We start from the raw sequence: 24121 nt of genomic DNA, 5'->3' as shown, positions 1-24121 counted from the left end.
GACTCGACGAAAAATCGACACAAAAAAAGGAATTCGATGTGAATTCCTTAATGGGTATAGGCGCGGATCCAAGTCGTCATATAAACGAGTGTCGAGATGATGAGTGTCGAGGCTAGTGCGTAAATCGGATAGGCGGGGAGCGCGTTCTCGAACAGCGGATAAAACATGAATGACGCCATGAGGAGCGGCACAGTAATCCCGAACGAGACGTAGGCGGCTTTCGTCGCTTTCGCCGTGATGATCTGCTCGCGTTCGTCGACTTCGCTAAATTCCGTCATCCGGACCGACCATTGGCCAAAGCTTAAGTTTTGGTTCGGGCGTGTCTTGAACGAATAGATTGTCCAAATGATAAAGAAGCCGACTAACAGCAAGAGCGGCAATAAGTTAAACTCAATTTCAAATCGGTCGGTCTCGATGACGGTCGACACGTCAGACAAGAACGAACTGAACAGAAATGCCATCAGGACGTACAAGATGATGCTGGAGATGGATTGGATGACGACGTGTTTCAATTTGTTTCCTCCTCGATTGTGAAAATAGATTCGACCGGTTCCTCGAACACGCGGGCGATTTGCATCGCCAGCAGAAGCGACGGCGTGTAGCTCCCTTTTTCGAGCGAGATGATCGTCTGTCTCGTCACACCGACTTTGGCCGCCAAGTCGCCTTGGGTCAATTGATGCCGGGCCCGCAACTCTTTGACGCGATTGATTAATGGCATGCCGCCACCTCATTTCTTGTTTCTATCCTTAGTGTAAAGTAAACTTTACTTAATGTAAAGCTAACTTTACTTATTTGTGGATGGTACAATATAATCAAAGTTGAAAGGGGAGAAGTCGGATGAAGGCGATTTTAGGACAACATCACGTGTCGGCGATGACAGGGGACGCGTCGAAGAACTTGCGATTCTATACGGAGGTACTCGGGATGCGACTCGTCAAAAAGACTGTCAACCAAGACGATCCATCGATGTATCACTTGTTTTACGCAGATGAATCGGGGACACCGGGGACGGATTTGACGTTCTTCGAGCTGCCTTTTCTCGGGCAAACGTATAAAGGGTCGAGCAGCATCTCGCGGACGGCGCTCCGGGTGCCGAACGGCGCATTGTCGTACTGGCTGGAACGATTTTCCGAATTCGGTGTACTCCATGCTCCGTTAGAGGATGTGCTCGGTCGTCCGACTCTTTATTTCGAGGACGAGGAGGGGCAACGGCTCTGTCTCATCGAGGGCGGGTCAGGGACGCCGTGGAAAAACGGAACGGTACCGGCAAACGTCGCCATCTTCGGCCTCGGGTTCAGCGAGTGGACGGTGCGGCGAATCGAGAAGACGGAACGCGTACTGACGGACGTGCTCGGTTATCGCTTCGCGTCTGAGTTCAAACGGAACGGGCAATCGGTTCGTGTGTTCGAGACGGGCGACGGGGGTGTGGCTACAGAGATTCATCTCGTCGACCGTCCCGATTTACCGTCGGAGCGGCCGGGCCGGGGCAGTGTCCACCACGTCGCGATTCGCGTCGAGGATGATGACGAGATGGCGCGTTGGGTCGAGCGGCTCGATTCTTTCGGTATCAGTCATTCGGGCCTAATCGACCGTTATTATTTCAAATCGATTTATTTCCGCGAACCGAGCGGGATTTTGGTGGAACTGGCGACGGATGGCCCTGGATTTGCGACGGATGAGCCGGTCGAGTCACTCGGGGAACGCTTGGCGCTGCCGCCGTTTCTCGAGCCGCGACGAGCCGAGATTGAGGCCAAATTAAAACCGCTATAACAGACAAACCCGACAGACTATTTCAGTCCGTCGGGTTTTGTATGCCTAGCAACATAGCCAGTTCGTTCGTCCGGTTGGCGACGAGGTCGGCAATCGTATAGCGGTCGAGCACGTGCAGGAACGCGAGCATCGCCTCGTTCAAGACGCTCCGCAGGTCGCACGCGGGGGCGATGACACATCGTCCTTCGCCGAAACATTCGACGAGCTCGAGCGGTTCAATCGTCCGGACGACGTCGCCGACATTGATGTCTTCCATCGGGCGGGCGAGCCGGAAGCCGCCGCCACGGCCGCGTACCGATTCCAGATATCCGTGCTTCCCGAGCTCATAGACGACTTTCATGACGTGGTTCTTTGAAATCTGATATTGGTCCGCCACTTCTTGAATCGTCACAAGACGATGGGAGAACGTGGCGCTATACATGAGTGTTCGGAGTGCGTAGTCGCACGTTTGCGTGAGCCGCATGATGATTCACCTCTTCATTCGTTCATTGTACAAGACATCTCGCGAAAGCGCGACGATGGAAGATGTGAAAAAAGCGTGGCGGATTCAAGGCGGAAATTTGAACTTGTATTTAAACAAGTATTTTATATATTGCTTTTGAAGTGACTTACCTCACATAATGAACATGAACTTTCAAAAAGGGGGAAATAAAATGTTAAATCAACAAACGATGGATATCGTCAAAGCGACCGCACCGGTCTTGAAAGACCACGGTGTCGCCATCACGAGTCACTTCTATAAGCGCATGTTCGAAAACAACCCAGAGGTCCGTCAATTTTTCAATCATACGAATCAAAAACGCGGTCGGCAGCCAGAGGCGCTTGCCAACGCCGTTTACGCAGCAGCCGTCCATATCGATCGTCTCGAAGCGATCCTTCCGGCCATCCAACCGGCACTCCATAAACACAAGAGCTTGAACATCCGCCCAGAACATTATCCGATTGTCGGCGAGAACTTACTCGGAGCGATTCAAGATGTGCTCGGTGAAGCAGCGACGCCGGATATCATCGACGCTTGGGCGAAAGCATACGGTGTCATCGCTGACGTCTTCATCTCGCTCGAGAAACAAATGTACGATGATGCACCATGGATCGGTTTCAAACCGTTCACGGTTGCTGAAGTGATTGAAGACACACCGGAAGTGAAACGATTCCACATCAAAGCGAACGACGGAGTCGTCGGGACGGCCATCCCAGGTCAATACATCTCGGTTCAAGCCCGTATCGCTGGGGAAGACATCTTGCACCACCGTCAATATAGCGTCGTCGAAACGACAGAAGACGGTTACTGGATTGCGCCGAAAGCGGAAGGGCTCGTCTCAAACTGGCTCCACGAGCAGACGGTCGGTACGGAGATTCCAGTGAGTGCCCCAGCTGGCGAATTCGTGCTCGAAGCATCGGATCGTCCGCTCACACTCGTCGCTGGCGGGATTGGTATCACGCCGCTCTTCAACATGGCGAAGACGGCACTCGGTCAAGGCCGTTCGGTCACGTTGCTCCATGCTGTCCGCAGCACGAGCCTCCGTCCGCTCGGTGAAGAGCTCGATGAACTTGTGAACGCTGGTCTCCAGCTCATCACACACGTCGATGACGTATCAGGTTGCATGAGTGCGACACAGCTCGAAGCACTCGATGTCGACGGACACGACGTCTACACGTGCGGTCCGACCGCGATGATGGAGACGGTCGTCCAAACAATTCCACAAGCCCGTTACGAGTTCTTCGGTCCATCGGCCGTACTCGCCAAAGCATAAGAAAAGACGACCGCGAAAGCAGTCGCCACACTACCGCAGACCGGTCATCGGTTTGCGGTTTTTCATAACTCAATCGAGTCAATGACTTGATTGTTCTGGTCTAACGTTTGAAGCGTCCAAATTTCTTCCGGCACGTTATGCAATTTCAAAATATGGTAGTTAGAGAATGAATCTTCTTCGGGACGGTTGAGGACGTGGTCTTCTTGCATGCGCTCTCCGATGATGCGGAACGAAGCCACGTGTTGAGGGTTGTTGTTGAGGCGAACGCCCATATAATAAGTGTCTTCATGTTCAAGCTCGATATAGTGAAATGGAGCCGCATCGAGTGTTTCGACAGTGCCGGCACCATAGCCGTCGCCACTCATCTCGGCGAGGCCGAGTACGGTCTCGTCCTCATTTGTGAATAGGGCGAGGTTAGATTTATCAAATTGATCGAATGTATAGGCGTGAAAGCCATCATTCGTCAAATAGTGATCCAGCTTTCGATTCTCAAAAAATGTAGGTCCGTTTTGTATCAAGGCGATAAGTGAGATACAAGCTAACAACACCCCAATGATTTTTCGTTTGAACATTCATCTCTTCCTTTCTTTAGAAACAGCCCATGCCTCTGTTCCGAGTGCATGGGCTGTTTGTTTAGTACGTTAAACTCGCGGCGACGATGATTCCGACGACGAGTGAGGCGGAGAACAGGCTGATGCCGATGGCGAGGTTGCCGTTCTCGACTTCTTTCTCTAAGTTCACGCCTGGTGTCAGGACGTATTCAAATGTCCAGAAGGCGAGCACTTGGGCAAGAATCCCGACGAGTCCCCAGATGAAGGCGTCGAGCAGGTTGACGCTGTTCGCCCACACCGTGTAGATGACGATGGCGAGTCCGATTGCTTTCCCCCAAAGTTTCAAGGCGACGGCGACGTTACCTTCTTTAATCAATTTACGTTCCGAATACTTCGTCGTAAGGGCGAAGACGACGAGTCCGGCTAAAATCAGGCCAAACCCTGTGCCGAGGTGAGCGAGGAAGCTCAAGATGGAATCGAGCGTGATGAACGTCATAAGTTATTCTCCTTTGTTGTGCCGATGGCTAAGTAGTAAGACTGGTTGTTCGTGATCATGCTGCCGGCGCGGACGCCGAGGGCGGACGGATGGCCGTTCAAACAAAAACAGCCGACCATGTAGTGCGTCTCGAGCGGACCGTTGACCGTGTTCGTCAGACGGGTCGGCAGCTCGATGAACTGTTGATACACCGCCGTCTCGTCCGCGTACGTCTGGAGCGCCTCTTTATGGAACGGGACGCCGGCTTGGTCATAGAGGATGACCGAGTCGCCTTCCCGGCCGAAGGCGGGCTTTTGCACGTACGCGCTCTGGCCGATAAACGGATCAGGCTCGAGATACGTCGGTAAAAAATAAGTCTCGATGATGGAACGTTCCGCTTCGTCGAAATATGTATCGACCTCATACAGTTCCCAAATGAGCGCTTGGACGCCTTTAGACTGCATGAGAAACGCCGAGAGCGGATTGAGTACCGAGACGCGTTTGGCCGCGTTTAGTTCGAGCAGGCGGATGCCGATCAAATCACCATTGGGTGCCTGGTCGTCGACCAGATGCTCGATCGGGTACGTCTGACGATATAACACGTCGACTTTTTCCCCAGATGGTGTGAAGACGCCGTCCGCCTCGACGAGCAATCGGTCGAGCGGGACGAATTCGGACGGCAAATCGAGCGTCTCTTGAAGGAAGCGCGTCGTCCATTTGTCCTCGATGTTGTCGTCATGGGCCGTGAAGACGATTTTTGGTGTCCCATCCCGGCCGAGTCGTTGCCACGCGGCGATGACGGCTTTTCGCAATTCGGTCTTGAGCTCAGCAGTCGACGCCGCATTCGGGTCATCGAGTCCGAATTCTGTCGTCACATAGCCGTTCACGTCGAACAGTTCTTTGATGAACGTCGGTGTGTCGGCATTGAATTCCATCAACTTGATGATGCCGTCTTTGACGATCCAGTCATAGCGACCGATAATCGTCTCTTGCGGCAGTGACTTGTCCCGGAGGAACGGCAAGCTCGCCTCAGGGTAACCGAGCAAACGGAGCGTGTCGTCCGGGAGCGTGCGCAGCAGGCGATTCGCCTTGCGGAAAATCGTATCGACGTCACGCGTCGCCTTCCGAATTTGTCTCACCGTGTCACCCGACATGGCGAGACAGTCGTAAAGGGCGTACTCCTCGTCGTTCAAGTCAGGCCAAAAGAAAGAGATTTGGCCGAACAACGCGTCGCGCTTCATCCCCCGAAGCCGCCTTTTGAGCCACTGCCGAGGCCCGAGTTAGAGCCTGAGTTCGATTTGTTCGGGGTGATGCTGCTGGCGCCGCCATTCGAACGGTAATTTTTATAAGACGAGGAATTCTTCAATGCACTCTTTGAATTGAACAGGCTGCCGAGCAAGAAGAAGCTGCCGAAGTGAGGAGAACGCTCATCGTCACAGTAATATGACTCCGTCTCATCATCCCAGTCCCAATCGTCACATTCGTAGCCCGTCGGTTCTTCCGGTAACGTCGCTTGCTCGGTTTCGTCGGTGCCACACGCCGCGAGCGAAGCGGTTAACACTGCGGCCGACAGACCGCTCAAGATTTTTTTGCTTGTCTTCATGTTGATTCCTCCAATGTATAACCTGTAGGGGTGACGTAAATGACATAGACGCCGCGATCCTCATCCGTCTCGGCCGAGTCACGTTCATATTCTTTGCCGGCGACGTACAAATATTGGCTGCCGAGCATGGCAAGGGCGTCGAGATGACGGTCGACGTAATACGCCTCGAGCATCGGATTGTCGAACCGGTCGTCGAGCGTCCGGATCTCGACTTTGATGTCGGTCGTCTCATGCTTGTCGACCGGGCCTTCCGTGTAACGGTCGACGTAAATCAAGAAGTATTGCTCGCCTTCGAGCGCCGATGAGCGTTGCTTGTAGGTCATGCCGTCCTTGACGAAAAATTCGCATTCGCGACGGGCAAGTACTTCATCGAGGCCGAGCGATGTATAATGGTAGAGTGGCTCGAATGAAAGTTCATTTTTATAAAGTCGATATTCCAAAACGATTGAGTTCATGACGTCGTCCTTTCTTTTTTCTTTCTATACGGAACCGAACGTAAGGTGGTTTCGTAAATCAAGTAAGTTGTCTCTAGTATATAGGAAAAGGAGGGGTTTTTCTGTGCATATCTTTTTTCGTGTCTGGCGCGGATTATCGAAATTATCGTTTTTGAACGTCGTCTTGGCATCGCTCGTCATCATCTTGACGGGTACCGTCCTCGGGTTTGTGCTCGAGCCGGAGACGTTCCCGTCGATGTTCGACTCATTCTGGTGGACGATGACGACGCTCACGACCGTCGGATACGGTGACTTTTTCCCGACATCGGTCGCGGGACGTTGGCTCGGGATTTTCTTGTTCCTGTTCGGGATCGGGATTATCGGGGCGTTGATTGGAAAACTCGTTGAAGTCGGCGCGACGTTTCAACGGTTAAAACGGGAGGGGAAGTTAGTGTATCGAGGAGAAGGGCATTACGTCTATATCGGCTGGTCGCCGAAGACGAAAAAGGCAATTGATGAAGTGCTCGTCTATGAGCCAAAGGCTGAGATCGTCTTAATCGATCAGTTGAAGGAAGAAGCGTACGACCACGACAATGTCCACTTCGTCCACGGTGACGCGTCGGATGAGGCCGTACTCTTGCAGGCCAATATTTTAAAGGCGCGCCGGGTCGCCATCTTCGCGGATGCCCGCATCACGGAGACACTCCTCGCTGACGGGAAATCGTTGCTCATCGCGTCAGCGGTCGAAGCGCTCTCGTCTGAACGTGGCGTCGATTTGCATACGGTCGTCGAGGTGTGCGAGGAACGGAACATCTCGAAATTCAAACACGTCCGAATCGACGACTTTATTCTCGCGAACGACTCGGTGTCACTCCTCATGGCGAAAGCGACGCTGCAGCCGGGGACGACATCGATTTTCCGTCAGCTGCTTAGTAAACAGTCAGGCGGCAACATCCAGGCGCTCGCACCGAAACCGGAATGGACGACCATCCGGGACGCTGCGGAAAGTTTGTTGCATCAAGGCGTCACGTTAATCGCCGTCAACGACCGTCTCGATTACGCGACGGTGCTCGATACACCGCTTCAGGCGAGCGATATGCTTTACATCGTCTGTCACGATGACTCGTGGGAGCGACTGAACCAAGGAGGAATTTGATGTATAACGGAACGTTTATCCGCAAGATGACACGCATGCAGAACGTGCAACGATGGGACGAGTATGCGCCGCATTATCATGACAACGCGGCAAGCCACAGTTTCCGCGTCGCTGTCTTCAGCTTGATCGCGGCATACTACGAAGAGAACAAAGGACGGGACGTCAACTTGCTCGACGTGCTCGGCAAGGCGCTGTTCCATGATATGAACGAAGTGCAGACCGGTCCAATCATGCACCGGACGAAAAAAGAACCGACGCTCAAAGAACATATCGAACGGATGGAGCGGACGGCGAGTCTCGGACTCGTCGAGTTGTTGTCGCAGTCGCTCCGGCCGCATTTTTATCGTTTCCTCGTCGAAGCGGAGGACGACTCATTCGAAGGACGGCTCGTCGATGGAATCGACTCGTTCGACGCGATGCTGTTCGTTCGTCGGGAAGTCGGCCACGGCTCGCCCCATTTCGTCGCCAAGCTAGAAGAGATGAAAGCGGCCCTGCGCGAACATCCGCTCGAATCGGTCCGTTGGCTGTATGAACAAGTCGAAGCGGAGACAGACGTGGCGACGTTCATCGAGAACGTCATGCGGATGGACAGTGTCCGGCGGTGGAAAGGCCGATTCAACACGATTGACGATAACGACGCCATCCATGGCTTCCGGGCGGCCGCGCTCGGGATGTTCAGCGGATTGCTCGAGCGTGAGAAATATGACGTCGATGTCGATGTCGCCGAGCTGACAGCGCGCCTGCTCTGTCACGATCTCGTCGAGGGGGTGACCGGGGACGTGCTCGGCCCGGTGAAACATTCAACTGCCGAGACCGGTGCGGCGTTCGAGGCGTATGAACGGGCCGAGAGCGAGGCGCTCTTGTCGCTCCTCCCGGGCTACATGCAGCCGGCGTTCCGGCGCTATATGGCCGATTCGAAAGATGACACGTATGAAGGCATGCTCGTCGACATGATGGACAAGCTCGACGCGCTCATCAAGATGAACATGGAGCGGAAGATGAACGGGGCCGAATATGAGGTCACGTATCGCGAGCAACTCCGTAAAGTGCAGATGCGTTACGAGAACCCGAGCATGTTGTTCTTCTTGGCGTACATCTTGCATGATTTAGATTACGTCACCAGTTAACCAGGTCGCAGACAAATTGTCTGCGGCTTTTTTTATATCATTCATTGACATATATCATTCAACGATATATATTAAGGGTAAGATATATCAATGAATGATATAGGAGGTGGCGGGATGCCGCGTAATGATACGATCGAGCTCGGCGAATTGACCGACAGCATGCTCTATATCCTGCTCGCCTTGACCGAGGCGCGTCACGGCTATTTGATTATGCAGTTCGTCGACGAGTTGACGAACGGGCGGATTAAAATCGGGCCGGCGTCGATGTACACCATCATCAAGAAACTCGTGAACGCACAGCTGATCGAGCCGATTGACGGGGACGGGAAACAGAAACGTTATGTGATCACGGCACAGGGGCGTGCGCTCGTGGCGGAAGACTTGCAACGCAGGCAAGCGATCGTCGATGATGCACGCTTCATTTTAGAAGGGGAGGGACAGCGATGAAACGGAAATATATGTCGAGTTGGGGACTGGCGTTCGCCGAAGAACGGGAAATGAAAAAATTGGAACGGATGGCCGCTCAAGGCTGGCATTTAGAGAAGTTCGCGCCGCTCGGCTACACGCTCGTTGAAGGCGAACCGATGGATGTGCGCTACAGTCTCGATTATCGGAAACAACCGGACGCGGAATATTTCGAGCTGTTCGCCGCGAGCGGCTGGGAGCATGTCACGTCGACAGGTGAAGAGATTCATGTGTTCAAAGGTCGTCCGGACGCGACGCCTCTCTATACCGATCGCCAGACGACCGAAGAGAAATACGGCCAAGTCGAGCGGACGATGGGCCGGGCGGCGCTCATTTGTCTATTGCTATCACTCGGATTCGTGTTCATGTTGCAATTGGATTGGCCACAGACGGCGGAAGCCATCATTTTGGTGTTACAGACGCTTGTCGTCATCGGGCTCGTCTTCACAGGACTCCCGTATCTCGGTTTCCTCGTGAAGCGAAAACGTTTGGAACGGAATGAATGACTAGGCGGATGGCACAAGCCATCCGTTTTGTTTTGGTCGACTGAACTATTCAAGAAAAAAATAGTTAGGCGCAGAGAACTGTTTTATGGAAATCCTCTATTCAACCAAAATAGAATCGGGCATGATAATTAATGAAATCGCTTGCATTCATTTTGAAGAGGAGGAACGGGCATGGGTAAAAGACGGAAAGGGTTAGCGATGACGGCTGGTGTCACCGCGATTGCACTGCTCGCCGGGCAACCGGTCGCACAGGCGGCGACGCCGCAAAACGGTACGATGATGCAGTACTTTGAATGGTACGTCCCGAACGACGGGCTGCATTGGAACCGACTATCGAATGACTCGCAGCACTTGAAAGACATCGGGGTGACGACGGTGTGGATTCCGCCGGCGTACAAAGGCACGTCACAGAACGATGTCGGGTATGGGGCGTACGATTTATACGATCTCGGCGAATTCAACCAAAAAGGGACGACCCGGACGAAGTACGGGACGAAAGCGCAGCTCCAGACCGCCATCTCGAACTTGCGCGGTAAAGGAATCGGTGTGTACGGCGACGTCGTCATGAATCACAAGGGCGGGGCCGATTATACCGAATCCGTTCAGGCAATCGAGGTCAATCCGTCGAACCGGAACCAAGAAACGTCCGGTGAGTATGGCATCTCGGCCTGGACCGGGTTCAACTTCGCGGGGCGCAACAATACATACTCGCCATTCAAATGGCGCTGGTACCATTTTGACGGCACCGATTGGGATCAGTCACGCAGCTTGAGCCGCATCTATAAATTTAAGAGCACGGGCAAGGCGTGGGACACGGACGTGTCGAACGAGAACGGCAACTATGATTATCTTATGTATGCCGACGTCGATTTCGAGCATCCTGAGGTCCGCCAAGAGATGAAGAACTGGGGTAAATGGTACGCCGACTCGCTCGGGCTCGACGGCTTCCGGTTGGACGCGGTCAAACATATCAGCCACTCGTATTTGAAGGAGTGGGTGACGAGCGTGCGCCAGACGACCGGGAAAGAGATGTTCACGGTCGCCGAGTATTGGAAGAACGACCTCGGTGCCATCAACGACTATCTGTATAAGACGGGCTACACGCATTCCGTCTTCGATGTGCCGCTCCATTACAACTTCCAAGCGGCTGGTAACGGCGGCGGGAATTACGATATGCGCAACATCTTGAAAGGCACCGTCACCGAACAGCATCCGTCGCTGTCCGTGACGATTGTCGATAACCACGACTCACAGCCGGGCCAGTCGCTCGAGTCGACGGTCGCCAACTGGTTCAAACCGCTCGCCTACGCGACGATCATGACGCGCGGTCAGGGTTATCCGGCCCTCTTCTATGGAGACTATTACGGCACGAAAGGGACGACGAACCGCGAAATCCCGAACATGTCGGGCACGCTCCAACCGATTTTGAAGGCACGAAAAGACTTCGCCTACGGGACGCAGCATGACTACCTCGATCATCAGGACGTCATCGGCTGGACACGTGAAGGTGTGACCGACCGTGCCAAATCGGGTCTCGCGACGATTCTATCGGACGGTCCGGGCGGCTCGAAGTGGATGTACGTCGGCAAACAGAACGCCGGCGAGGTATGGAAAGACATGACGAACAACAACGCCCGTCTCGTCACGATCAATGCTGACGGCTGGGGTCAGTTCTTCGTCAACGGAGGCTCGGTCTCGATTTATACGCAACAATAACGAAAACACCCGATCGAAGTGAGGTGATCCTCTCTTCGATCGGGTGTTGTTTGAATTTAGCGTTTCCAGACCCACTCGTCACTCTCATATTTGGCGACGAGCTCCTGAATCTCTTGTTGCTGCGCCTCGGTGAACGTCAGCGGTTCGAACGTCAAGTCGAACGCGTCACGGAACCCGTCCGTGAACGCCGCCGCGACCTCGTCGAAGGCGACCGGTCGACCGAGCGTCTCGTTCAAGGAGACGGCCTTGTCACCAAAGCGGGCTTTGGCCTCCACCTTCGCATCGGCCTCGAGATTGAAGCAGTCGAACAAGACGTCATCGTCAATCGACAATGGGATTGAGCCGTGTTGCAGGACGGCACCTTGGTGGCGCACTTGGGCGCTCCCGGCAATCTTTTTCCCGTCGACGGCGAGCTCATAGTACGAGGCGGCGTCAAAACAGACGGCCGACTTCGGTTTTCGAAGCGCCTCACGGTCGGCCTCGGTCAACGGCACCGAGAACTCGGCCGGGACGCCGAGTGCGTGATACCCGCGACGCACCCCTTCGGTCAGGAGGCGATAGCTCTCGATGACGTTCGTCGGCAAGGATGGCATCGTCTCAGGGAGAATGACGCTATACGTCAGCTCGTCCGCGTGCAAGACGGCCCGTCCGCCGGTCAAACGACGGACGACCGGGATCCCATTTAAAGCGAGCGCGTCGCGGTCGAGATCGCGCGTCGCCCGTTGGAAGCGCCCGACGCTGATGGCGTGCGGGGCCCAGGCGTAAAAACGGAGTGTCGGTTTTACGTCACCGCGCGCGACCCAGCCGGCGATGGCCTCATCGATAGCCATATTCTCGGCTGGGGACAGCGGGGCGGTATGAAGCAAATGCCATGTCGTTCCAATCATAAACGTCTCTTCTTTCTCTTAGTCGATTGGCAACATCGTGTGACGACGTGCCTTGTGGACTTGTTCGTCCGCGTGATACGAGGAACGCACAAGCGGTCCGGCCTCACAGTGGGAGAAGCCTTTCGCCAACGCGATCTCTTTCAGCTCGGCGAACTCATCTGGATGGTAGTAGCGCTCGACGTCGAGGTGCTTCTTCGTCGGCTGCAAGTATTGGCCGAGCGTGAGGATGTCAACGTGATGGGCCCGGAGGTCGTCCATCGCTTGAATCAACTCTTCCTTCGTCTCGCCGAGTCCGACCATGATGGACGACTTCGTCGGGATGTCCGGGTTCAGTTCTTTCGACCGTTTTAAAAATTCGAGCGTCCGGTCGTACGTCGCTTTGGCGCGGACTCTCGGTGTCAAACGACGGACCGTCTCCAAGTTATGGTTCATGATGTCTGGGCCGGCATCGATGAGCGTCTGGAGCGCCGAGAAGTCACCCATCATATCGGACGGGAGCACTTCGATTGACGTCTCCGGGTTCATGGCACGGACGGCGCGGACCGTCTCGGCGAATACCGTCGCTCCGTAGTCGTTCAAGTCGTCGCGGGCGACGGCCGTGATGACGACGTGCTTCAGGTTCATGAGGCGGACCGACTCGGCAACGCGTTTCGGTTCTTCCCAGTCGAGTTCGTTCGGCTTGCCCGTCGTAACCGCGCAGAAGCGGCAGGCGCGGGTGCAGATGCTTCCAAGAATCATGAACGTCGCGGTGCGGCGGACGGCCCAGCATTCATGGATGTTCGGACATTTCGCCTCTTCACAGACGGTATGTAGATTTTTCTCGCGCATCATCTTTTTGAGACCGGTGTATGTCTCGTTCGTGTTCAGTTTAATCTTTAACCATTCCGGCTTTCGTTTCAGTTCCCCTCGTGCCAAGATGATTTCCCCCTTTTTGAAAGTTAACCCCTAACAAAAAGAGTTTACCAAAGATGAGGACGAATTCGAACCAGCGAAATTATTGGCTTTGCCAATACAGCTTGGATGTGTGTCAAAACAGAATATATATTTCAAAATGGTTACGCTTTCATGTGAAGTGTTGTTTCCCATTTTTTGAATTGCTATACTGACGTTGACCACCTGAATAAGGACCATATGTAACTGATACGATCAGGCATGGGGTGAACGAGCGTTGGTGAGGCAACGCTTCTTCCTCCATGCCTTTTTGTTTGGGGGTCGGGGAAACTTTCAAAAAGGAGTGGGGAACATGAACAAAGCATTGAACTGGACGGCGACACTGGGGCTAACGACAGCGCTACTCGTCTCATCGGTCCCGATGGCGACTGCGGTCGTAGCGGAGGAGACGTCAGCAACGTCGATTGAGCAGCGTGTGGACGCCAAGCTCGCGTCGATGACGCTTGAACAAAAGCTCGGTCAAATGATCATGCCAGACTTCCGATTATGGAACGGGGCGAACCATACGGCACTCGCGACAGATGTGGCGCGCGTCGTCGATCGGTTTGACCTCGGGGGTGTCATCTTGTTCGCGGAAAACGTGACCGAGACCGAACAGACGACGAAACTCGTCCACGACCTCCAAGAAGTCGTCAAACAAGACGAAAGCAACGACGTACCGCTCTTCATCACGATTGACCAAGAGGGTGGAATCGTGACACGTCTCGGAACGGGCACGAACTTGCCGGGTAACATGGCGCTCGGGGCGACACGGAGCAGCCAGTACGCATACGACGCGGGGAATATTATCGGTTCGGAGTTGAACGCTCTCGGGGTGAACGTCAACTTCGGTCCGGTGCTAGACGTCAACAACAACCCGGCCAACCCGGTCATCGGCGTACGCTCGTTCTCGAGCGACCCAGAACTCGTCGGCGAGCTCGGCTCGGCGATGACACAAGGGATCCAAGACCAGGGCGTCGCCGCGACGGCGAAGCATTTCCCAGGTCATGGTGACACGGCGGTCGACTCGCATTACGGACTTCCGATCGTCGACAAATCGCTCGAAGATTTGCGCGGTCTCGAACTGTTGCCGTTCAAACGAGCCATCACCGAAGGCATCGATATGATCATGACGGCACACATCGGGATGCCACAAATCGAGGATGAGGTCGTCAACTCGCCGCGCGGCACATTCCCGCTCCCGGCGACGCTCTCGGACGACGTCATCACGGGCGTGTTACGGGAAGACATGGGATATGACGGGATCGTCATCACGGACGCTTTGAACATGCAGGCGATTGCCGATAACTTCACGGAAGCCGAAGCGGTCATCAAGACGTTCGATGCGGGCGTGGATATCGCGCTCATGCCGACGATTTTACGGTCGAACGCGGACGTCGTGAAGCTCGAGACGATCTTTGAAGACGTCATAGCAGCCGTCGACGATGGACGCCTGTCAGAAGAGAAGATTGATGCAGCGGTCGAGCGGATTTTGACGCTCAAAGCGGAACGCGGCATTTGGCAAGAATCGGTCGACACGACGACGCTCGAGGCGAAACTCGCTGAGGCGAATGCGGTCGTCGGCAGTGCCGAACATAAAGCGAAAGAACGTGAAATCGCCGAGGCGGCCGTCACGCTCGTGAAAAACGATGACAAGACGCTTCCGTTCAAACCGAAAAAAGGTGAGACGGTCCTCGTCTTGTCACCGGCGAAAGACCAGACGGACAGCATGATCAAGACGATCAAGTCGCTCGAGAAGAACGCCGGCAACATGAAAGACGTGAACGTCATCGCCGCGAACTATACGGCATCGACGAAGCACTTGGATCAAAACCCGGCATTGAAAGAAAAACTCGACGCGGCCGACTATATCATCGTCGGCTCGAACGTGAACAACAGCGCCAAGCTGAAATCGACTTCGGCTGACAATTACGTGCCGGCCGAAGTGTTCCGTTACGCCAACGAGACGGGCAAGAAGTCAGTCTTGCTCAGCCTGCGTAACCCGTACGATGTGGCGGTTCAGCCGGATGCACCGGCCCAGCTCATCATCTACGGCTTCAAAGGTGACCCGAACGGACCGGATTCAGAGGCGGGCAATGCCAAATCGGCAGGACCGAACCTCCCGGCCGGCATTCGCGCCATCTTTGGTGAAGTGAAACCGACGGGCAAACTCCCGGTCGACGTACCGACGTTTGAGAACGGCGTGTTCGGAGATGACTTGCACCTCGAGTTTGGTGACGGATTCCGTAACTGGAACAAGTAAACTAAAACCGCGAGCGCCCCATGAGGGTGCTCGCGGTTTTTCGTTTGATTGTCACGCCTCGAAATAGCCGACGACGAGAAGGCCTGGGCCTGTGTGCGCCCCGATGGCCGAACCGACGATCGTCTTCGTGACGCTCGCCGGGTTCACATGTTCCCGTAACAACGCCTCGAACTGATCGGCTTTGACCGGGTCGTCCCCGTGACCGATGAAGATATGCCCACCCTCGACGAGCGGTTTCGACTCGGTCATCCACTCGACGATGCGGCGTAACACTTTCTTGTGACCGCGCACCTTCTCGATTGGGACGAGTTTGCCGTCTTCGACTGTCAAAAGCGGTAAAATTGTCAACAAATCCCCGATGAACGCGCTCGCTTTCGAGACACGGCCGCCGCGCATCAAATACTCGAGCGATTCGACCGTGAACAAATGCCGGATTTTGCCGACGAGCGACGTCGCGTAGGCGACCGTCTCTTCATACGTATGGTCTTGGCCATACTCGGCGACCGTCTTGACGAACAGCCCTTGGCCGACGGACGCGGCACGCGTATCGAGAATATGGAACGTGCTGTTCGGGTATTCTTCTTTAAGTAGGTTGCCGACCATGACGGCCGTCTGGTATGTACCCGAGAGCTCGCCCGAGAAAGCGAGATATAGGAACGGGATTTCTGATTCGAGATGTTGGCGGAAACAATGCTCAAGTCGGGCCGCCTCGATTTGGAACGTCTTCGGTGTCTTGCCGTTCCGCATCGCGTCGTACACGTCTTTCGGTTGAATCGTTTCCCCGTCTAAAAATTCCTCGTTGTCGATGATGACGCCGAGTGGCAATACCTCGAGGCCGTACTCGATAACTTGGTCTTGGGTCAAATCGGCTCCGGTATCGGTTATGATTTTAAACATGCGGTCACTCCTCTGCTAATTGTTGTTCAATGTCGCGAATCGGTTCGTTGCGTTTCCACATCCGGTCGAGTTGGGTCGCGAGCGTCGTTTGTTCGTTCTCATCGAGCGTGCCAGGTATGAGCCGGCTCATGCCACCGAGGACGGTGTAGGCGCGACGCAACACGTCATCGACAGTGAGCGGGATTCCTAGCAAATCCTCGAGTGACGCCATCGTCTCAGGGACAATGGCCGGATAGGTAAAGCGCGTCGCTTCACCTTGGATGGCTTGCGCATAAAAGTCACGGATGAGCGCGGCCCGTTCACTTCCGCTCTTGCGGACGCTCAAGTAAATCTGGACGGCGACGCCGCCACGGACGCGGCGCTGGGAAATGCCGGCGAACTTCTTGCCGTCAATCGACAAATCGAAGCTGCCCGGGCAGTATGAGCCGACGATTTCGCCAGGCACGATCTCGTTCGTCACATCTTGGAACATGAGTTGGATGAGTGACGTCATCGCCTCGTAGCCGCTATCGATTTGAATCCCGTCTTTCTCGGGTAAAATCAAAGATAAGTTCAACACGTCCGCGTCTAAGACGACGGCCAGTCCTCCTGAATTGCGGACGACAGGACGGAAGCCGTGTTCATGAAGCAAACGGATGCCATCTGCCAAGTGGGGCAGACGGGCGTCTTGAATCCCGAGCACGACCGTGTTTAGATGAACCCAGGCCCGCAGGACGGCACCTGACGTCGCGGTCGAGGCACAGAGCGTATCGTCCGTCGCGAACGATTGCTCGGCTTGGAACGCCGGACCGAGCGAAGACTGGTCAATGACACGGTAGGTCGGTTGTCGTAATAATGGATGGGTCATATACATAATTCCTTTTCAATAAATAATTTCCTTCCCATTATAACATGGGAGGAACCACGCGCTAGAAGTCGAATCCAATCATTAATGAAACGTAGGGGGCAACGTCATGTATACGTCACGAGGTCAATTGTCAGGATCGAAAGTGTTCAAAGATCCGGTTCATCGATATATATACGTCTATGATCATCTCGTCTGGGAATTGATCAATACGAAAGAGTTTCAACGGTTACGTCGCATCAAGCAGCTCGGGACGTCGTTTTTGACGTTCCACGGGGCCGAGCATACGCGTTTCCATCATTCGCTCGGCGTCTACGAAATCGCCCGACAGCTAATCGATCAGTTCCATGAGTATCCGGAGTGGGATGACCGCAACCGGGAGTTGTTGCTCGCGGCGGCGCTGCTGCACGATGTCGGACACGGTCCGTTCTCGCACGCGTTCGAGCACGTCTTCGCCGTCCGTCACGAGGTGTGGACCGAACGCATCATCCTCGGGGACACGGAAGTGAACAAAGTGCTGTCCGAGATGGGGGTCGGCTTCCCGGAAGAAGTGGCGGCCATCATCAATAAGACACACCCGAACCGACTGCTCGTCAATATCCTCAGTTCGCAACTCGACGTCGATCGGATGGACTATCTGCTCCGTGACGCCCATTTCGCCGGTGTCAGTTACGGTAAGTTCGACCTTGAGCGCATGCTTCGGGTGTTGCGTCCCGATGAGGACCAAGTCGTCGTCAAACAGTCGGGCATGCATACGATTGAGGACTATATCATGCGGCGCTATCAAATGTATTGGCAAGTCTATTTGCACCCGGCGACGCGGTCGAGCGACCTGTTGCTCAAAGCCGTGCTCGAGCGGGCGCAAGAGCTGTACGAGTCGGGCTACGCCTTCGAGATGACGCCGAAGCATTTCTTGCCGATTTTCAATCATGAGGACATGACGCTCGAGCATTACTTGAAGCTCGATGAGACGATCGTCTATTTCTATTTCCAAGAATGGATGGACGAGGCGGACCCGATTTTGGCCGATCTCGCGAGCCGGTTCGTCAACCGCCGCCTGTTGAAGTATAAGAATTTCCCGGAAGCGAACCGCGTCCGCTACATGGACCGCTTGCGTTCGACGATGGAGTCAATCGGGTTGCCGACCCGCTACTACTTACTCGAGGACCAGCTCAGTCAACTGCCGTACGACTTGTATAAAGGGCATGGCAAATACGAAGGCATCTACTTGCAAATGAACGACGGCGACCGTCGCGAAATCTCAGAAGTATCGATGCTCGTCCAATCGATTTTGAACTCGCGCCAGTCAGACGAGAAAATCTATTATCCTGAGGACGTGCTCCTCAATTTGAAAGATTATGCGTCAGAAAAAACATGGATGTTGTCAACGTTACGGGGAGAGTGAATCGTTGAAAAGGAAGTGACACCATGGGAGTTGGCACATTGGTCGGCGGGGTCGGGATCTTCTTGCTCGGGATGATGCTGTTGACGGATACGTTGAAAAACATGGCCGGGGAAAGGCTCCGGCAACGCTTGAACCTGTTGGCAGAGGGACCGGTTTCAGGTGCGTTTCTCGGGGCTACAATGACGACACTCTTCCAGTCGTCGACCGTGACGACGCTCATGACGATCAGTTTCGTCAGCGCCGGTCTGTTGACGTTCACCCAAGCGCTCACACTCGTCATCGGAGCGAACGCGGGCAGCGCGACGACCGGATGGATTGTGGCGCTCTTAGGTTATAACGTGGATATTCGCGAACTGTTGCTCCCGCTCATCGGGGTCGGTATGGCGCTACGTTTGATCGGACGGCGCGTCAAGCGCATCGGTATGCTCATGGTCGGACTCGGTCTGATTTTCGTTGGCATCGGGACACTTCAAGAGGCGATGCGCGACGTCGTCACGTTCTCATTCGCCGGTTGGGAAGCGGACACACCGTTGCATCAACTCGCACTGCTTGGGACAGGATTACTGATGACCGTCCTATTACAGTCTTCGAGCATTGGTCTCGTCTTGACGATGACGGCGCTCGCGACCGATACGGTGACGCTCGCCCAAGCCTGTCTGCTCGTGCTTGGACAAAGCGCCGGGACGAGTCTCGTCGTCGCCATCGGGTCGATCGGAGGCTGGAAGTCGGCCCGCCGCATCGTCTTGGCGCACGTGCTCGTCCACGGCTCGATTTTACTCATCGGCTGGCTGACGTTCCCGCTCTTGTTCGGTGTCGTGAACGGTGTGGCCGATCGCCTCAATTGGAACGAACTGTTGCGGCTCGCCTTGTTCCACACCTCGTTCCATTTGCTCGGGGTGTTCACGTTCCTGCCGTTCCATCAGGCGTTCAGTCGTCAGTTGCTCAAGTGGATCCCGAGCCGGGCGGAAAAGCTGACCCGGTTCCTCGACCCGAATATGGCCCGCATCCCGACGGTCGCGCTCGAGGCGGCCCGGCGCTCGTTGATTGAGATTGAGCGCTATTTAGCCAAAGAGACGCAACTGTTGCTGAACGAGGCACGTAAACGCGACGACGAGCTTCAACTCGTCGAGAAGACGCTCGGCGACGTCCGTGTCTTTTTGAGCACGATTCAATTGGAAGAAGGGCGAGGACGCAACGACTACGGCCAACATCTGTCGCTGCTCCATACAATCGACCACTTGGAGCGGTGGCTGTTCGTCATGCGTGAAGTCGACCCGGTCGACGCGCTCCGCGATACGGACTTCCTGGTCGCGCGTCAGCTCGTCTTGCATGAACTCGACATGGTCGAGACGCTTAACCATCACACGCCCCCGGAAGAGTCGCGGCAGTGGAAGACGGCCTCGAAACAGCTCGCTGAATATCGAAAAGCGCATCGGGCCGAACTGCTCGAGGAGACGGCGGCGAATCAGCTCGAGATGGACCAGACGATTCAAAAAGTCCAGGCGCTCCTCTGGCTCGACCGGATCGGCTATCACGTTTGGCGCGCGACGCGTCATCTGATTAAACCGACCGTCCCGAGTGAGCGATTTGAAGTGAATCTGGAAGATTGAAAAACGACCGCCCTCCGAGATGGAAGGGCGGTCGCTGTGTTTACTTCTTATCTGCGTGCATGACGCCGGCTTGGCCGTAGTGCGTCGCGTCCATCTCTTCGATGAAGACGGTGATGTTTTCTTTCGGGGCGTTCGTCGTCTCGGAGACGGCGTCTGTCACCTTTTCAATCAACGCACGTTTTTGTTCGACCGTGCGACCTGGGAGCATTTTAACCGTTACGTATGGCATCACATTTCCTCCTTTTAGTTCGTTCCCTTTCATTCTAGTGAAAGGTGAGGCAAGTGGAAAGCAGAAAATCGATTGGGCGGACGGTACAAATAAAAAATGCAGGTGCGAAATATGTGAAAACGGGGTAAGGAACAAGACAGACTAGTCGTAGGAGGAACAGGCGGATGAAATGGAAGGGTAGACAAGCAAGTCGAAACGTCGAGGATCGACGGGGGCAACGTGTCGGAGGGAAAGGCATCGCAGGAATCGGTGGGGGCTTTGGTCTCATCTTAGTCATCGTCTTCACACTGCTCAACGGGGGCAATCCGGGCGATATCGTCAACAACATCGGACTCGGAGAACCGGAACAGTCCTCTGGAACGTATGAAGGCTCGGCGCGGGAAGAAGAGATGGCCGACTTCGTGTCGGTCGTGCTAAGGGATACCGAAGAAGTGTGGACCGATATTTTTGCGGAGAACGGATTGACGTATCGGGAGCCGACGCTCGTCATCTATAAAGATCAAGTCGAATCGGCGTGCGGGATTGCCGGATCGGCTGTCGGACCGTTCTACTGTCCGGGTGATCAGAAGTTGTATATCGATTTGAGTTTCTATGATGACCTGAGTCAACAGTTCAATGCACCGGGTGACTTCGCGATGGCGTACGTCGTCGCCCACGAGGTCGGTCACCACGTCCAGACGTTGCTCGGCACGACGGACGAGATTATGCCGCTCCGAAACGAGATGAGTGAGACACAGTTCAACAAATATTTGGTCCGCTTCGAACTCCAGGCCGATTATTATGCAGGCGTTTGGGCCCACCACGCTAAAGGGATGGGTTACCTCGAGTCCGGCGACGTCGAAGAAGCGATGAATGCGGCGCACCAAATAGGGGATGACACCCTTCAGAAACAGGCGCGCGGCTATGTGACACCGGATTCGTTCACGCACGGGACGTCCGAACAACGGAAACGTTGGTTCGATAAAGGGTTCCAAAACGGGACGATTCAAGGCGGCGATACGTTCAACGCTAAAAACTTATAACCATGAGGTCAAGCGATGGCTTGACCTTTTTCCATGTCCAAGTTGGCTTGTGAAGAAAGAATCCGCTATCATGGAAACAGAAACTAGAAGTAGGAAGGGGATGACCCGATGGAATCCTTACTCAAAAAAATCGAATTCGCCAAAAGCGAGATGACGTCCGTGGAGAAAAAAATCGCCGACTATATTTTATCCCACTCGACGCTCGTTCCGAATATGACGACGAAAGAGCTCGCTCAAAAGACGGACGTGTCCGAGGCGAGTATCGTTCGCTTTGCGCGTGTCGTCGGAATCGATAGCTTCAAGGCGTTCAAACTCGCCCTCGTCAAAGACTTGGCGATCACCGAGACGACGCTCACCGATTTCAACGTGTTGCAGCAGAAAGACACACCTTACGATTCGTTTCAAAAAGTCATCCATGTGAACAAAATGGCCATCGAGGCATGTGCCGAGGCGATGGACAAGCGTGAGCTCGAGCATGCGATCGATACGTTCGCCCGAGCGAACCGGGTCGTGTTTTATGGGGTCGGCGGTTCGTCGACGGCCGCCTATGACGCGCAATATAAATTCACAAAGCTCGGCTATGCGGCCCAGACATCGCAAGATTTCCATTACATGTTGTCGCTCATTCCGCATCTCGGCCCGAACGACGTTTTCGTCGCCATCAGTACGTCGGGTCGGACGAAAGACGTACTTGAACTCGTCCGCTTCGCCAAGAAAAAAGGGGTGCCGGTCGTCGCCATCACGGACCTCGATAAATCTCCGCTCTATCGAGAAGCGGATGTCCGACTATGCACGCCGAGCGTCGAACGTGATTTCCGGATTGCGAGCATCGCTTCACGGATGACACAGTTGACGATTATCGACACACTTTATATGGGGCTGTTGCACCGAAAAGGCGAGGGATTGATTGATCGCTACGCCGAGGCACGTGACGAGATGGTGAAGTTGCGCCGATGATTCACGTCTATGACGCAACGTGGCGCGATGCGGTGGCGGCGTTCCTCTTACAACAACGGTCGTTCGCGGAATTGAACGGACAGGCGCCCGAAACGTTCCGCGATGAAAACGTGGCCGATTTTGAGACGGAGGAGACTGTCAGCCTCGTCTTTGAGGACGGGGATGTCATCGCCGTCGCCGATTTGTTGAAAAAACACCCGGTCGACGGCTCGCTTTGGCTCGGTCTGTTCGTCGTCGATGAACGGCTGCACGGCACCGGGATTGCGACGCGGTTGTATGAACAGCTCGAACAAACATATATGCGTCCGTTCCAGACGGTGTTCCGACTCGGGGTATTACCTCACAATGAGCGGGCGCGCCGCTTTTGGGAGCGGCAAGGCTATGTGTATGAAAAAGATTCCATCACGGCACGCGGCGATCACGTCCACGTGCTGAAAAAAGTCATCAGCTAAGGCGCTCGGTCCAATAGGGCCGGGCGTTTTTCTATAGATGTATACACGTATACAAATCTAAATGTATACGCCTGACCTGCAATGAAATTTTATTTCCTTATTTTTTTAAATAAGTTTGACTTTTAATTTCAAGTTAGTACAATAAAATTAGAGAGAAGAAAGGATGGTGGCGATGTTAGACAAACTGGCTACTGAAAGACGAAATGAACGAACGATGCACTTGGACGAGATGGCGGTCGAGGAGTTCCTTGCAGTGATGAATGAGGAAGATCAATCGGTCCCACACGTCATTCAAGAAGAACTGTCGGTCATTGCCGAAGTGACGAAGCGTGCCATCGCATCCTTCAAACAAGGCGGACGTTTGATTTACATCGGCGCAGGGACGAGCGGACGGCTCGGAATCTTAGACGCGGCGGAATGTGTGCCGACGTTTGGCGTGTCACCGGACATGGTCGTCGGACTCATCGCAGGTGGCGAACGGGCGTTGATTAAAGCGGTCGAGGGAGCAGAGGATAGCAAGGATTTGGCGGTCAATGATTTGAAAGCGCTTCACTTGAATGCATTCGACACCGTCATCGGGATTGCCGCGAGCGGACGGACACCGTACGTCATCGGTGGACTCGATTACGCCCGCGAGGTCGGCGCGACGACAGCCGCGCTATCGTGTAACAAAGGTTCAAAAATCAGCGAACACGCCGAGTTCAAAATCGAAGTCGAGACGGGACCAGAAGTATTGACCGGATCGACCCGATTGAAAGCAGGGACGGCGCAAAAACTCGTCCTCAACATGATCTCGACGGCGTCGATGATTGGGGTAGGGAAAGTGTATCAAAACTTGATGGTCGACGTGCAGCCGACGAACGAAAAGTTGGAAGTGCGGGCCAAACGGATGATTGCGGAAGCGACAGGGGTCGACGAACAGACGGCCGCGCGTTATTTCGATTCATCCGGTGGTCACGTCAAGACGGCGATTGTCATGATTTTAGCCGACGTCCCGCATGCGGAGGCAGTCGAGCGATTAGAGCGTGCGAACGGATTCGTCCGTGACGCATTATAAGGGGGATTCGA

The 24121-nt window shown here is 54.5% G+C and carries 27 protein-coding genes; 14 read left to right on the top strand and 13 right to left on the bottom strand.

The window, feature by feature from the left end; translation table 11 throughout:
- Positions 1-47: 47 nt before the first annotated feature.
- Together KNP95_RS05265 and KNP95_RS05260 are read right to left on the bottom strand one after the other, a co-directional pair.
- Positions 48-512 carry a hypothetical protein gene (locus tag KNP95_RS05265; RefSeq protein WP_021066033.1) on the bottom strand — a complete coding sequence of 155 codons (465 nt, stop codon included), beginning with the start codon at positions 510-512 and terminating at the stop codon, positions 48-50.
- The gene (locus KNP95_RS05260) at positions 509-718 is read right to left on the bottom strand and encodes a helix-turn-helix transcriptional regulator (protein ID WP_021066034.1); all 210 of its coding nucleotides are present in this window, start codon (positions 716-718) and stop codon (positions 509-511) included. The genes KNP95_RS05265 and KNP95_RS05260 overlap by 4 nt, the downstream gene beginning before the upstream one ends.
- A 119-nt stretch (positions 719-837) precedes the next feature.
- Here KNP95_RS05260 and KNP95_RS05255 point away from each other — a divergent pair, with 119 nt between their 5' ends.
- Complete coding sequence (locus KNP95_RS05255; RefSeq protein ID WP_214835859.1) at positions 838-1770, top strand: ring-cleaving dioxygenase; 933 nt, start codon at positions 838-840, stop codon at positions 1768-1770.
- 22 nt (positions 1771-1792) lie between these two features.
- Here the strand turns inward: KNP95_RS05255 and KNP95_RS05250 are convergent, their stop codons facing one another.
- Positions 1793-2233: an RrF2 family transcriptional regulator gene (locus KNP95_RS05250; RefSeq protein WP_214719212.1), complete on the bottom strand. Its 441-nt coding sequence runs from the start codon at positions 2231-2233 to the stop codon at positions 1793-1795.
- Between the two features lie 190 nt (positions 2234-2423).
- Between KNP95_RS05250 and KNP95_RS05245 the strand changes: the two genes are divergently transcribed.
- Entirely contained in the window at positions 2424-3524 is a 1101-nt protein-coding gene (locus tag KNP95_RS05245; RefSeq protein WP_214835856.1) for a globin domain-containing protein, read from the top strand.
- A 62-nt stretch (positions 3525-3586) separates the two neighbouring features.
- Here KNP95_RS05245 and KNP95_RS05240 read toward each other — a convergent pair whose 3' ends face one another.
- The 5 genes from KNP95_RS05240 to KNP95_RS05220 form a co-directional block, all read right to left on the bottom strand.
- Positions 3587-4096, bottom strand: a complete 510-nt coding sequence (locus KNP95_RS05240) for a hypothetical protein (protein WP_214835853.1) — start codon at positions 4094-4096, stop codon at positions 3587-3589.
- A 61-nt stretch (positions 4097-4157) separates the two neighbouring features.
- A complete protein-coding gene (locus KNP95_RS05235) occupies positions 4158-4571 on the bottom strand; it encodes a DUF350 domain-containing protein (protein WP_021066039.1) in 414 nt (137 codons plus the stop codon).
- Entirely contained in the window at positions 4568-5791 is a 1224-nt protein-coding gene (locus tag KNP95_RS05230; RefSeq protein ID WP_214835850.1) for a glutathionylspermidine synthase family protein, read from the bottom strand. Before KNP95_RS05230 ends, KNP95_RS05235 begins: the two co-directional genes overlap by 4 nt.
- Entirely contained in the window at positions 5788-6153 is a 366-nt protein-coding gene (locus KNP95_RS05225) for a hypothetical protein (protein WP_214719221.1), read from the bottom strand. Before KNP95_RS05225 ends, KNP95_RS05230 begins: the two co-directional genes overlap by 4 nt.
- The gene (locus KNP95_RS05220) at positions 6150-6608 is read right to left on the bottom strand and encodes a hypothetical protein (RefSeq protein WP_021066042.1); all 459 of its coding nucleotides are present in this window, start codon (positions 6606-6608) and stop codon (positions 6150-6152) included. The genes KNP95_RS05225 and KNP95_RS05220 overlap by 4 nt, the downstream gene beginning before the upstream one ends.
- A 103-nt stretch (positions 6609-6711) precedes the next feature.
- Between KNP95_RS05220 and KNP95_RS05215 the strand changes: the two genes are divergently transcribed.
- The 5 genes from KNP95_RS05215 (at position 6712) to amyS (ending at position 11557) form a co-directional block, all read left to right on the top strand.
- Positions 6712-7743 (top strand): ion channel, encoded by a 1032-nt coding sequence (locus KNP95_RS05215; protein WP_214833544.1) that lies wholly within the window; start codon positions 6712-6714, stop codon positions 7741-7743.
- Positions 7743-8870, top strand: coding sequence for a YfbR-like 5'-deoxynucleotidase (locus KNP95_RS05210; RefSeq protein ID WP_214719224.1), 1128 nt, complete (start codon positions 7743-7745; stop codon positions 8868-8870). Before KNP95_RS05215 ends, KNP95_RS05210 begins: the two co-directional genes overlap by 1 nt.
- A gap of 114 nt (positions 8871-8984) precedes the next feature.
- Positions 8985-9317 carry a PadR family transcriptional regulator gene (locus KNP95_RS05205; RefSeq protein WP_214833547.1) on the top strand — a complete coding sequence of 111 codons (333 nt, stop codon included), beginning with the start codon at positions 8985-8987 and terminating at the stop codon, positions 9315-9317.
- On the top strand, positions 9314-9841 hold the full coding sequence (locus tag KNP95_RS05200) for a DUF2812 domain-containing protein (RefSeq protein ID WP_214835847.1): 528 nt from the start codon (positions 9314-9316) through the stop codon (positions 9839-9841). The genes KNP95_RS05205 and KNP95_RS05200 overlap by 4 nt, the downstream gene beginning before the upstream one ends.
- A gap of 198 nt (positions 9842-10039) precedes the next feature.
- The gene (gene amyS, locus KNP95_RS05195) at positions 10040-11557 is read left to right on the top strand and encodes an alpha-amylase (protein ID WP_251130297.1); all 1518 of its coding nucleotides are present in this window, start codon (positions 10040-10042) and stop codon (positions 11555-11557) included.
- Between the two features lie 56 nt (positions 11558-11613).
- Here amyS and KNP95_RS05190 read toward each other — a convergent pair whose 3' ends face one another.
- Together KNP95_RS05190 and lipA are read right to left on the bottom strand one after the other, a co-directional pair.
- A complete protein-coding gene (locus KNP95_RS05190; RefSeq protein ID WP_214835842.1) occupies positions 11614-12444 on the bottom strand; it encodes a lipoate--protein ligase family protein in 831 nt (276 codons plus the stop codon).
- Between the two features lie 18 nt (positions 12445-12462).
- Complete coding sequence (gene lipA / locus KNP95_RS05185; RefSeq protein WP_328585781.1) at positions 12463-13362, bottom strand: lipoyl synthase; 900 nt, start codon at positions 13360-13362, stop codon at positions 12463-12465.
- A gap of 325 nt (positions 13363-13687) precedes the next feature.
- On the opposite strand from lipA, the gene KNP95_RS05180 reads away from it, so the two are divergent.
- A complete protein-coding gene (locus KNP95_RS05180) occupies positions 13688-15637 on the top strand; it encodes a glycoside hydrolase family 3 protein (protein WP_214802356.1) in 1950 nt (649 codons plus the stop codon).
- Positions 15638-15688: 51 nt separating this feature from the next.
- Here the strand turns inward: KNP95_RS05180 and KNP95_RS05175 are convergent, their stop codons facing one another.
- Together KNP95_RS05175 and KNP95_RS05170 are read right to left on the bottom strand one after the other, a co-directional pair.
- Complete coding sequence (locus KNP95_RS05175; protein WP_021066051.1) at positions 15689-16534, bottom strand: DegV family protein; 846 nt, start codon at positions 16532-16534, stop codon at positions 15689-15691.
- 4 nt (positions 16535-16538) lie between these two features.
- Positions 16539-17387, bottom strand: a complete 849-nt coding sequence (locus tag KNP95_RS05170) for a lipoate--protein ligase family protein (protein ID WP_031199988.1) — start codon at positions 17385-17387, stop codon at positions 16539-16541.
- 100 nt (positions 17388-17487) lie between these two features.
- Between KNP95_RS05170 and KNP95_RS05165 the strand changes: the two genes are divergently transcribed.
- Together KNP95_RS05165 and KNP95_RS05160 are read left to right on the top strand one after the other, a co-directional pair.
- Positions 17488-18783: an HD domain-containing protein gene (locus KNP95_RS05165; RefSeq protein ID WP_058764890.1), complete on the top strand. Its 1296-nt coding sequence runs from the start codon at positions 17488-17490 to the stop codon at positions 18781-18783.
- A gap of 23 nt (positions 18784-18806) precedes the next feature.
- Positions 18807-20393 (top strand): Na/Pi cotransporter family protein, encoded by a 1587-nt coding sequence (locus tag KNP95_RS05160; RefSeq protein ID WP_214802353.1) that lies wholly within the window; start codon positions 18807-18809, stop codon positions 20391-20393.
- A 40-nt stretch (positions 20394-20433) separates the two neighbouring features.
- Here KNP95_RS05160 and KNP95_RS05155 read toward each other — a convergent pair whose 3' ends face one another.
- Complete coding sequence (locus KNP95_RS05155) at positions 20434-20622, bottom strand: 2-hydroxymuconate tautomerase (RefSeq protein WP_012727443.1); 189 nt, start codon at positions 20620-20622, stop codon at positions 20434-20436.
- 164 nt (positions 20623-20786) lie between these two features.
- Between KNP95_RS05155 and ypfJ the strand changes: the two genes are divergently transcribed.
- The 4 genes from ypfJ to murQ all read left to right on the top strand — a co-directional run bounded on the left by ypfJ (position 20787) and on the right by murQ (position 24110).
- Complete coding sequence (gene ypfJ, locus KNP95_RS05150) at positions 20787-21644, top strand: KPN_02809 family neutral zinc metallopeptidase (RefSeq protein WP_214835840.1); 858 nt, start codon at positions 20787-20789, stop codon at positions 21642-21644.
- A 108-nt stretch (positions 21645-21752) separates the two neighbouring features.
- Positions 21753-22601 carry a MurR/RpiR family transcriptional regulator gene (locus KNP95_RS05145; protein ID WP_021066056.1) on the top strand — a complete coding sequence of 283 codons (849 nt, stop codon included), beginning with the start codon at positions 21753-21755 and terminating at the stop codon, positions 22599-22601.
- Entirely contained in the window at positions 22598-23053 is a 456-nt protein-coding gene (locus KNP95_RS05140) for a GNAT family N-acetyltransferase (RefSeq protein WP_214835838.1), read from the top strand. Before KNP95_RS05145 ends, KNP95_RS05140 begins: the two co-directional genes overlap by 4 nt.
- Before the next feature lie 163 nt (positions 23054-23216).
- Positions 23217-24110 carry an N-acetylmuramic acid 6-phosphate etherase gene (gene murQ, locus KNP95_RS05135; RefSeq protein WP_256442315.1) on the top strand — a complete coding sequence of 298 codons (894 nt, stop codon included), beginning with the start codon at positions 23217-23219 and terminating at the stop codon, positions 24108-24110.
- The last annotated feature ends 11 nt before the right edge of the window (positions 24111-24121 follow it).

The sequence above is a fragment of the Exiguobacterium sp. s36 genome (genome assembly GCF_018618345.1).
Classification (GTDB): Bacteria; Bacillota; Bacilli; order Exiguobacteriales; family Exiguobacteriaceae; genus Exiguobacterium; species Exiguobacterium chiriqhucha.
This window is presented reverse-complemented; position numbering and strand designations above follow the sequence as displayed.

Coding starts and splice junctions, on each gene's coding strand:
- KNP95_RS05260 (WP_021066034.1), bottom strand. CDS start 718: ATGCCATTAATCAATCGCGTCAAAGAGTTGCGGGCCCGGCATCAATTG.
- KNP95_RS05255 (WP_214835859.1), top strand. CDS start 838: ATGAAGGCGATTTTAGGACAACATCACGTGTCGGCGATGACAGGGGAC.
- KNP95_RS05250 (WP_214719212.1), bottom strand. CDS start 2,233: ATGCGGCTCACGCAAACGTGCGACTACGCACTCCGAACACTCATGTAT.
- KNP95_RS05245 (WP_214835856.1), top strand. CDS start 2,424: ATGTTAAATCAACAAACGATGGATATCGTCAAAGCGACCGCACCGGTC.
- KNP95_RS05240 (WP_214835853.1), bottom strand. CDS start 4,096: ATGTTCAAACGAAAAATCATTGGGGTGTTGTTAGCTTGTATCTCACTT.
- KNP95_RS05235 (WP_021066039.1), bottom strand. CDS start 4,571: ATGACGTTCATCACGCTCGATTCCATCTTGAGCTTCCTCGCTCACCTC.
- KNP95_RS05230 (WP_214835850.1), bottom strand. CDS start 5,791: ATGAAGCGCGACGCGTTGTTCGGCCAAATCTCTTTCTTTTGGCCTGAC.
- KNP95_RS05225 (WP_214719221.1), bottom strand. CDS start 6,153: ATGAAGACAAGCAAAAAAATCTTGAGCGGTCTGTCGGCCGCAGTGTTA.
- KNP95_RS05220 (WP_021066042.1), bottom strand. CDS start 6,608: ATGAACTCAATCGTTTTGGAATATCGACTTTATAAAAATGAACTTTCA.
- KNP95_RS05210 (WP_214719224.1), top strand. CDS start 7,743: ATGTATAACGGAACGTTTATCCGCAAGATGACACGCATGCAGAACGTG.
- KNP95_RS05205 (WP_214833547.1), top strand. CDS start 8,985: ATGCCGCGTAATGATACGATCGAGCTCGGCGAATTGACCGACAGCATG.
- KNP95_RS05200 (WP_214835847.1), top strand. CDS start 9,314: ATGAAACGGAAATATATGTCGAGTTGGGGACTGGCGTTCGCCGAAGAA.
- amyS (WP_251130297.1), top strand. CDS start 10,040: ATGACGGCTGGTGTCACCGCGATTGCACTGCTCGCCGGGCAACCGGTC.
- KNP95_RS05190 (WP_214835842.1), bottom strand. CDS start 12,444: ATGATTGGAACGACATGGCATTTGCTTCATACCGCCCCGCTGTCCCCA.
- KNP95_RS05180 (WP_214802356.1), top strand. CDS start 13,688: ATGAACAAAGCATTGAACTGGACGGCGACACTGGGGCTAACGACAGCG.
- KNP95_RS05175 (WP_021066051.1), bottom strand. CDS start 16,534: ATGTTTAAAATCATAACCGATACCGGAGCCGATTTGACCCAAGACCAA.
- KNP95_RS05170 (WP_031199988.1), bottom strand. CDS start 17,387: ATGTATATGACCCATCCATTATTACGACAACCGACCTACCGTGTCATT.
- KNP95_RS05165 (WP_058764890.1), top strand. CDS start 17,488: ATGTATACGTCACGAGGTCAATTGTCAGGATCGAAAGTGTTCAAAGAT.
- KNP95_RS05160 (WP_214802353.1), top strand. CDS start 18,807: ATGGGAGTTGGCACATTGGTCGGCGGGGTCGGGATCTTCTTGCTCGGG.
- KNP95_RS05155 (WP_012727443.1), bottom strand. CDS start 20,622: ATGCCATACGTAACGGTTAAAATGCTCCCAGGTCGCACGGTCGAACAA.
- ypfJ (WP_214835840.1), top strand. CDS start 20,787: ATGAAATGGAAGGGTAGACAAGCAAGTCGAAACGTCGAGGATCGACGG.
- KNP95_RS05145 (WP_021066056.1), top strand. CDS start 21,753: ATGGAATCCTTACTCAAAAAAATCGAATTCGCCAAAAGCGAGATGACG.
- KNP95_RS05140 (WP_214835838.1), top strand. CDS start 22,598: ATGATTCACGTCTATGACGCAACGTGGCGCGATGCGGTGGCGGCGTTC.
- murQ (WP_256442315.1), top strand. CDS start 23,217: ATGGTGGCGATGTTAGACAAACTGGCTACTGAAAGACGAAATGAACGA.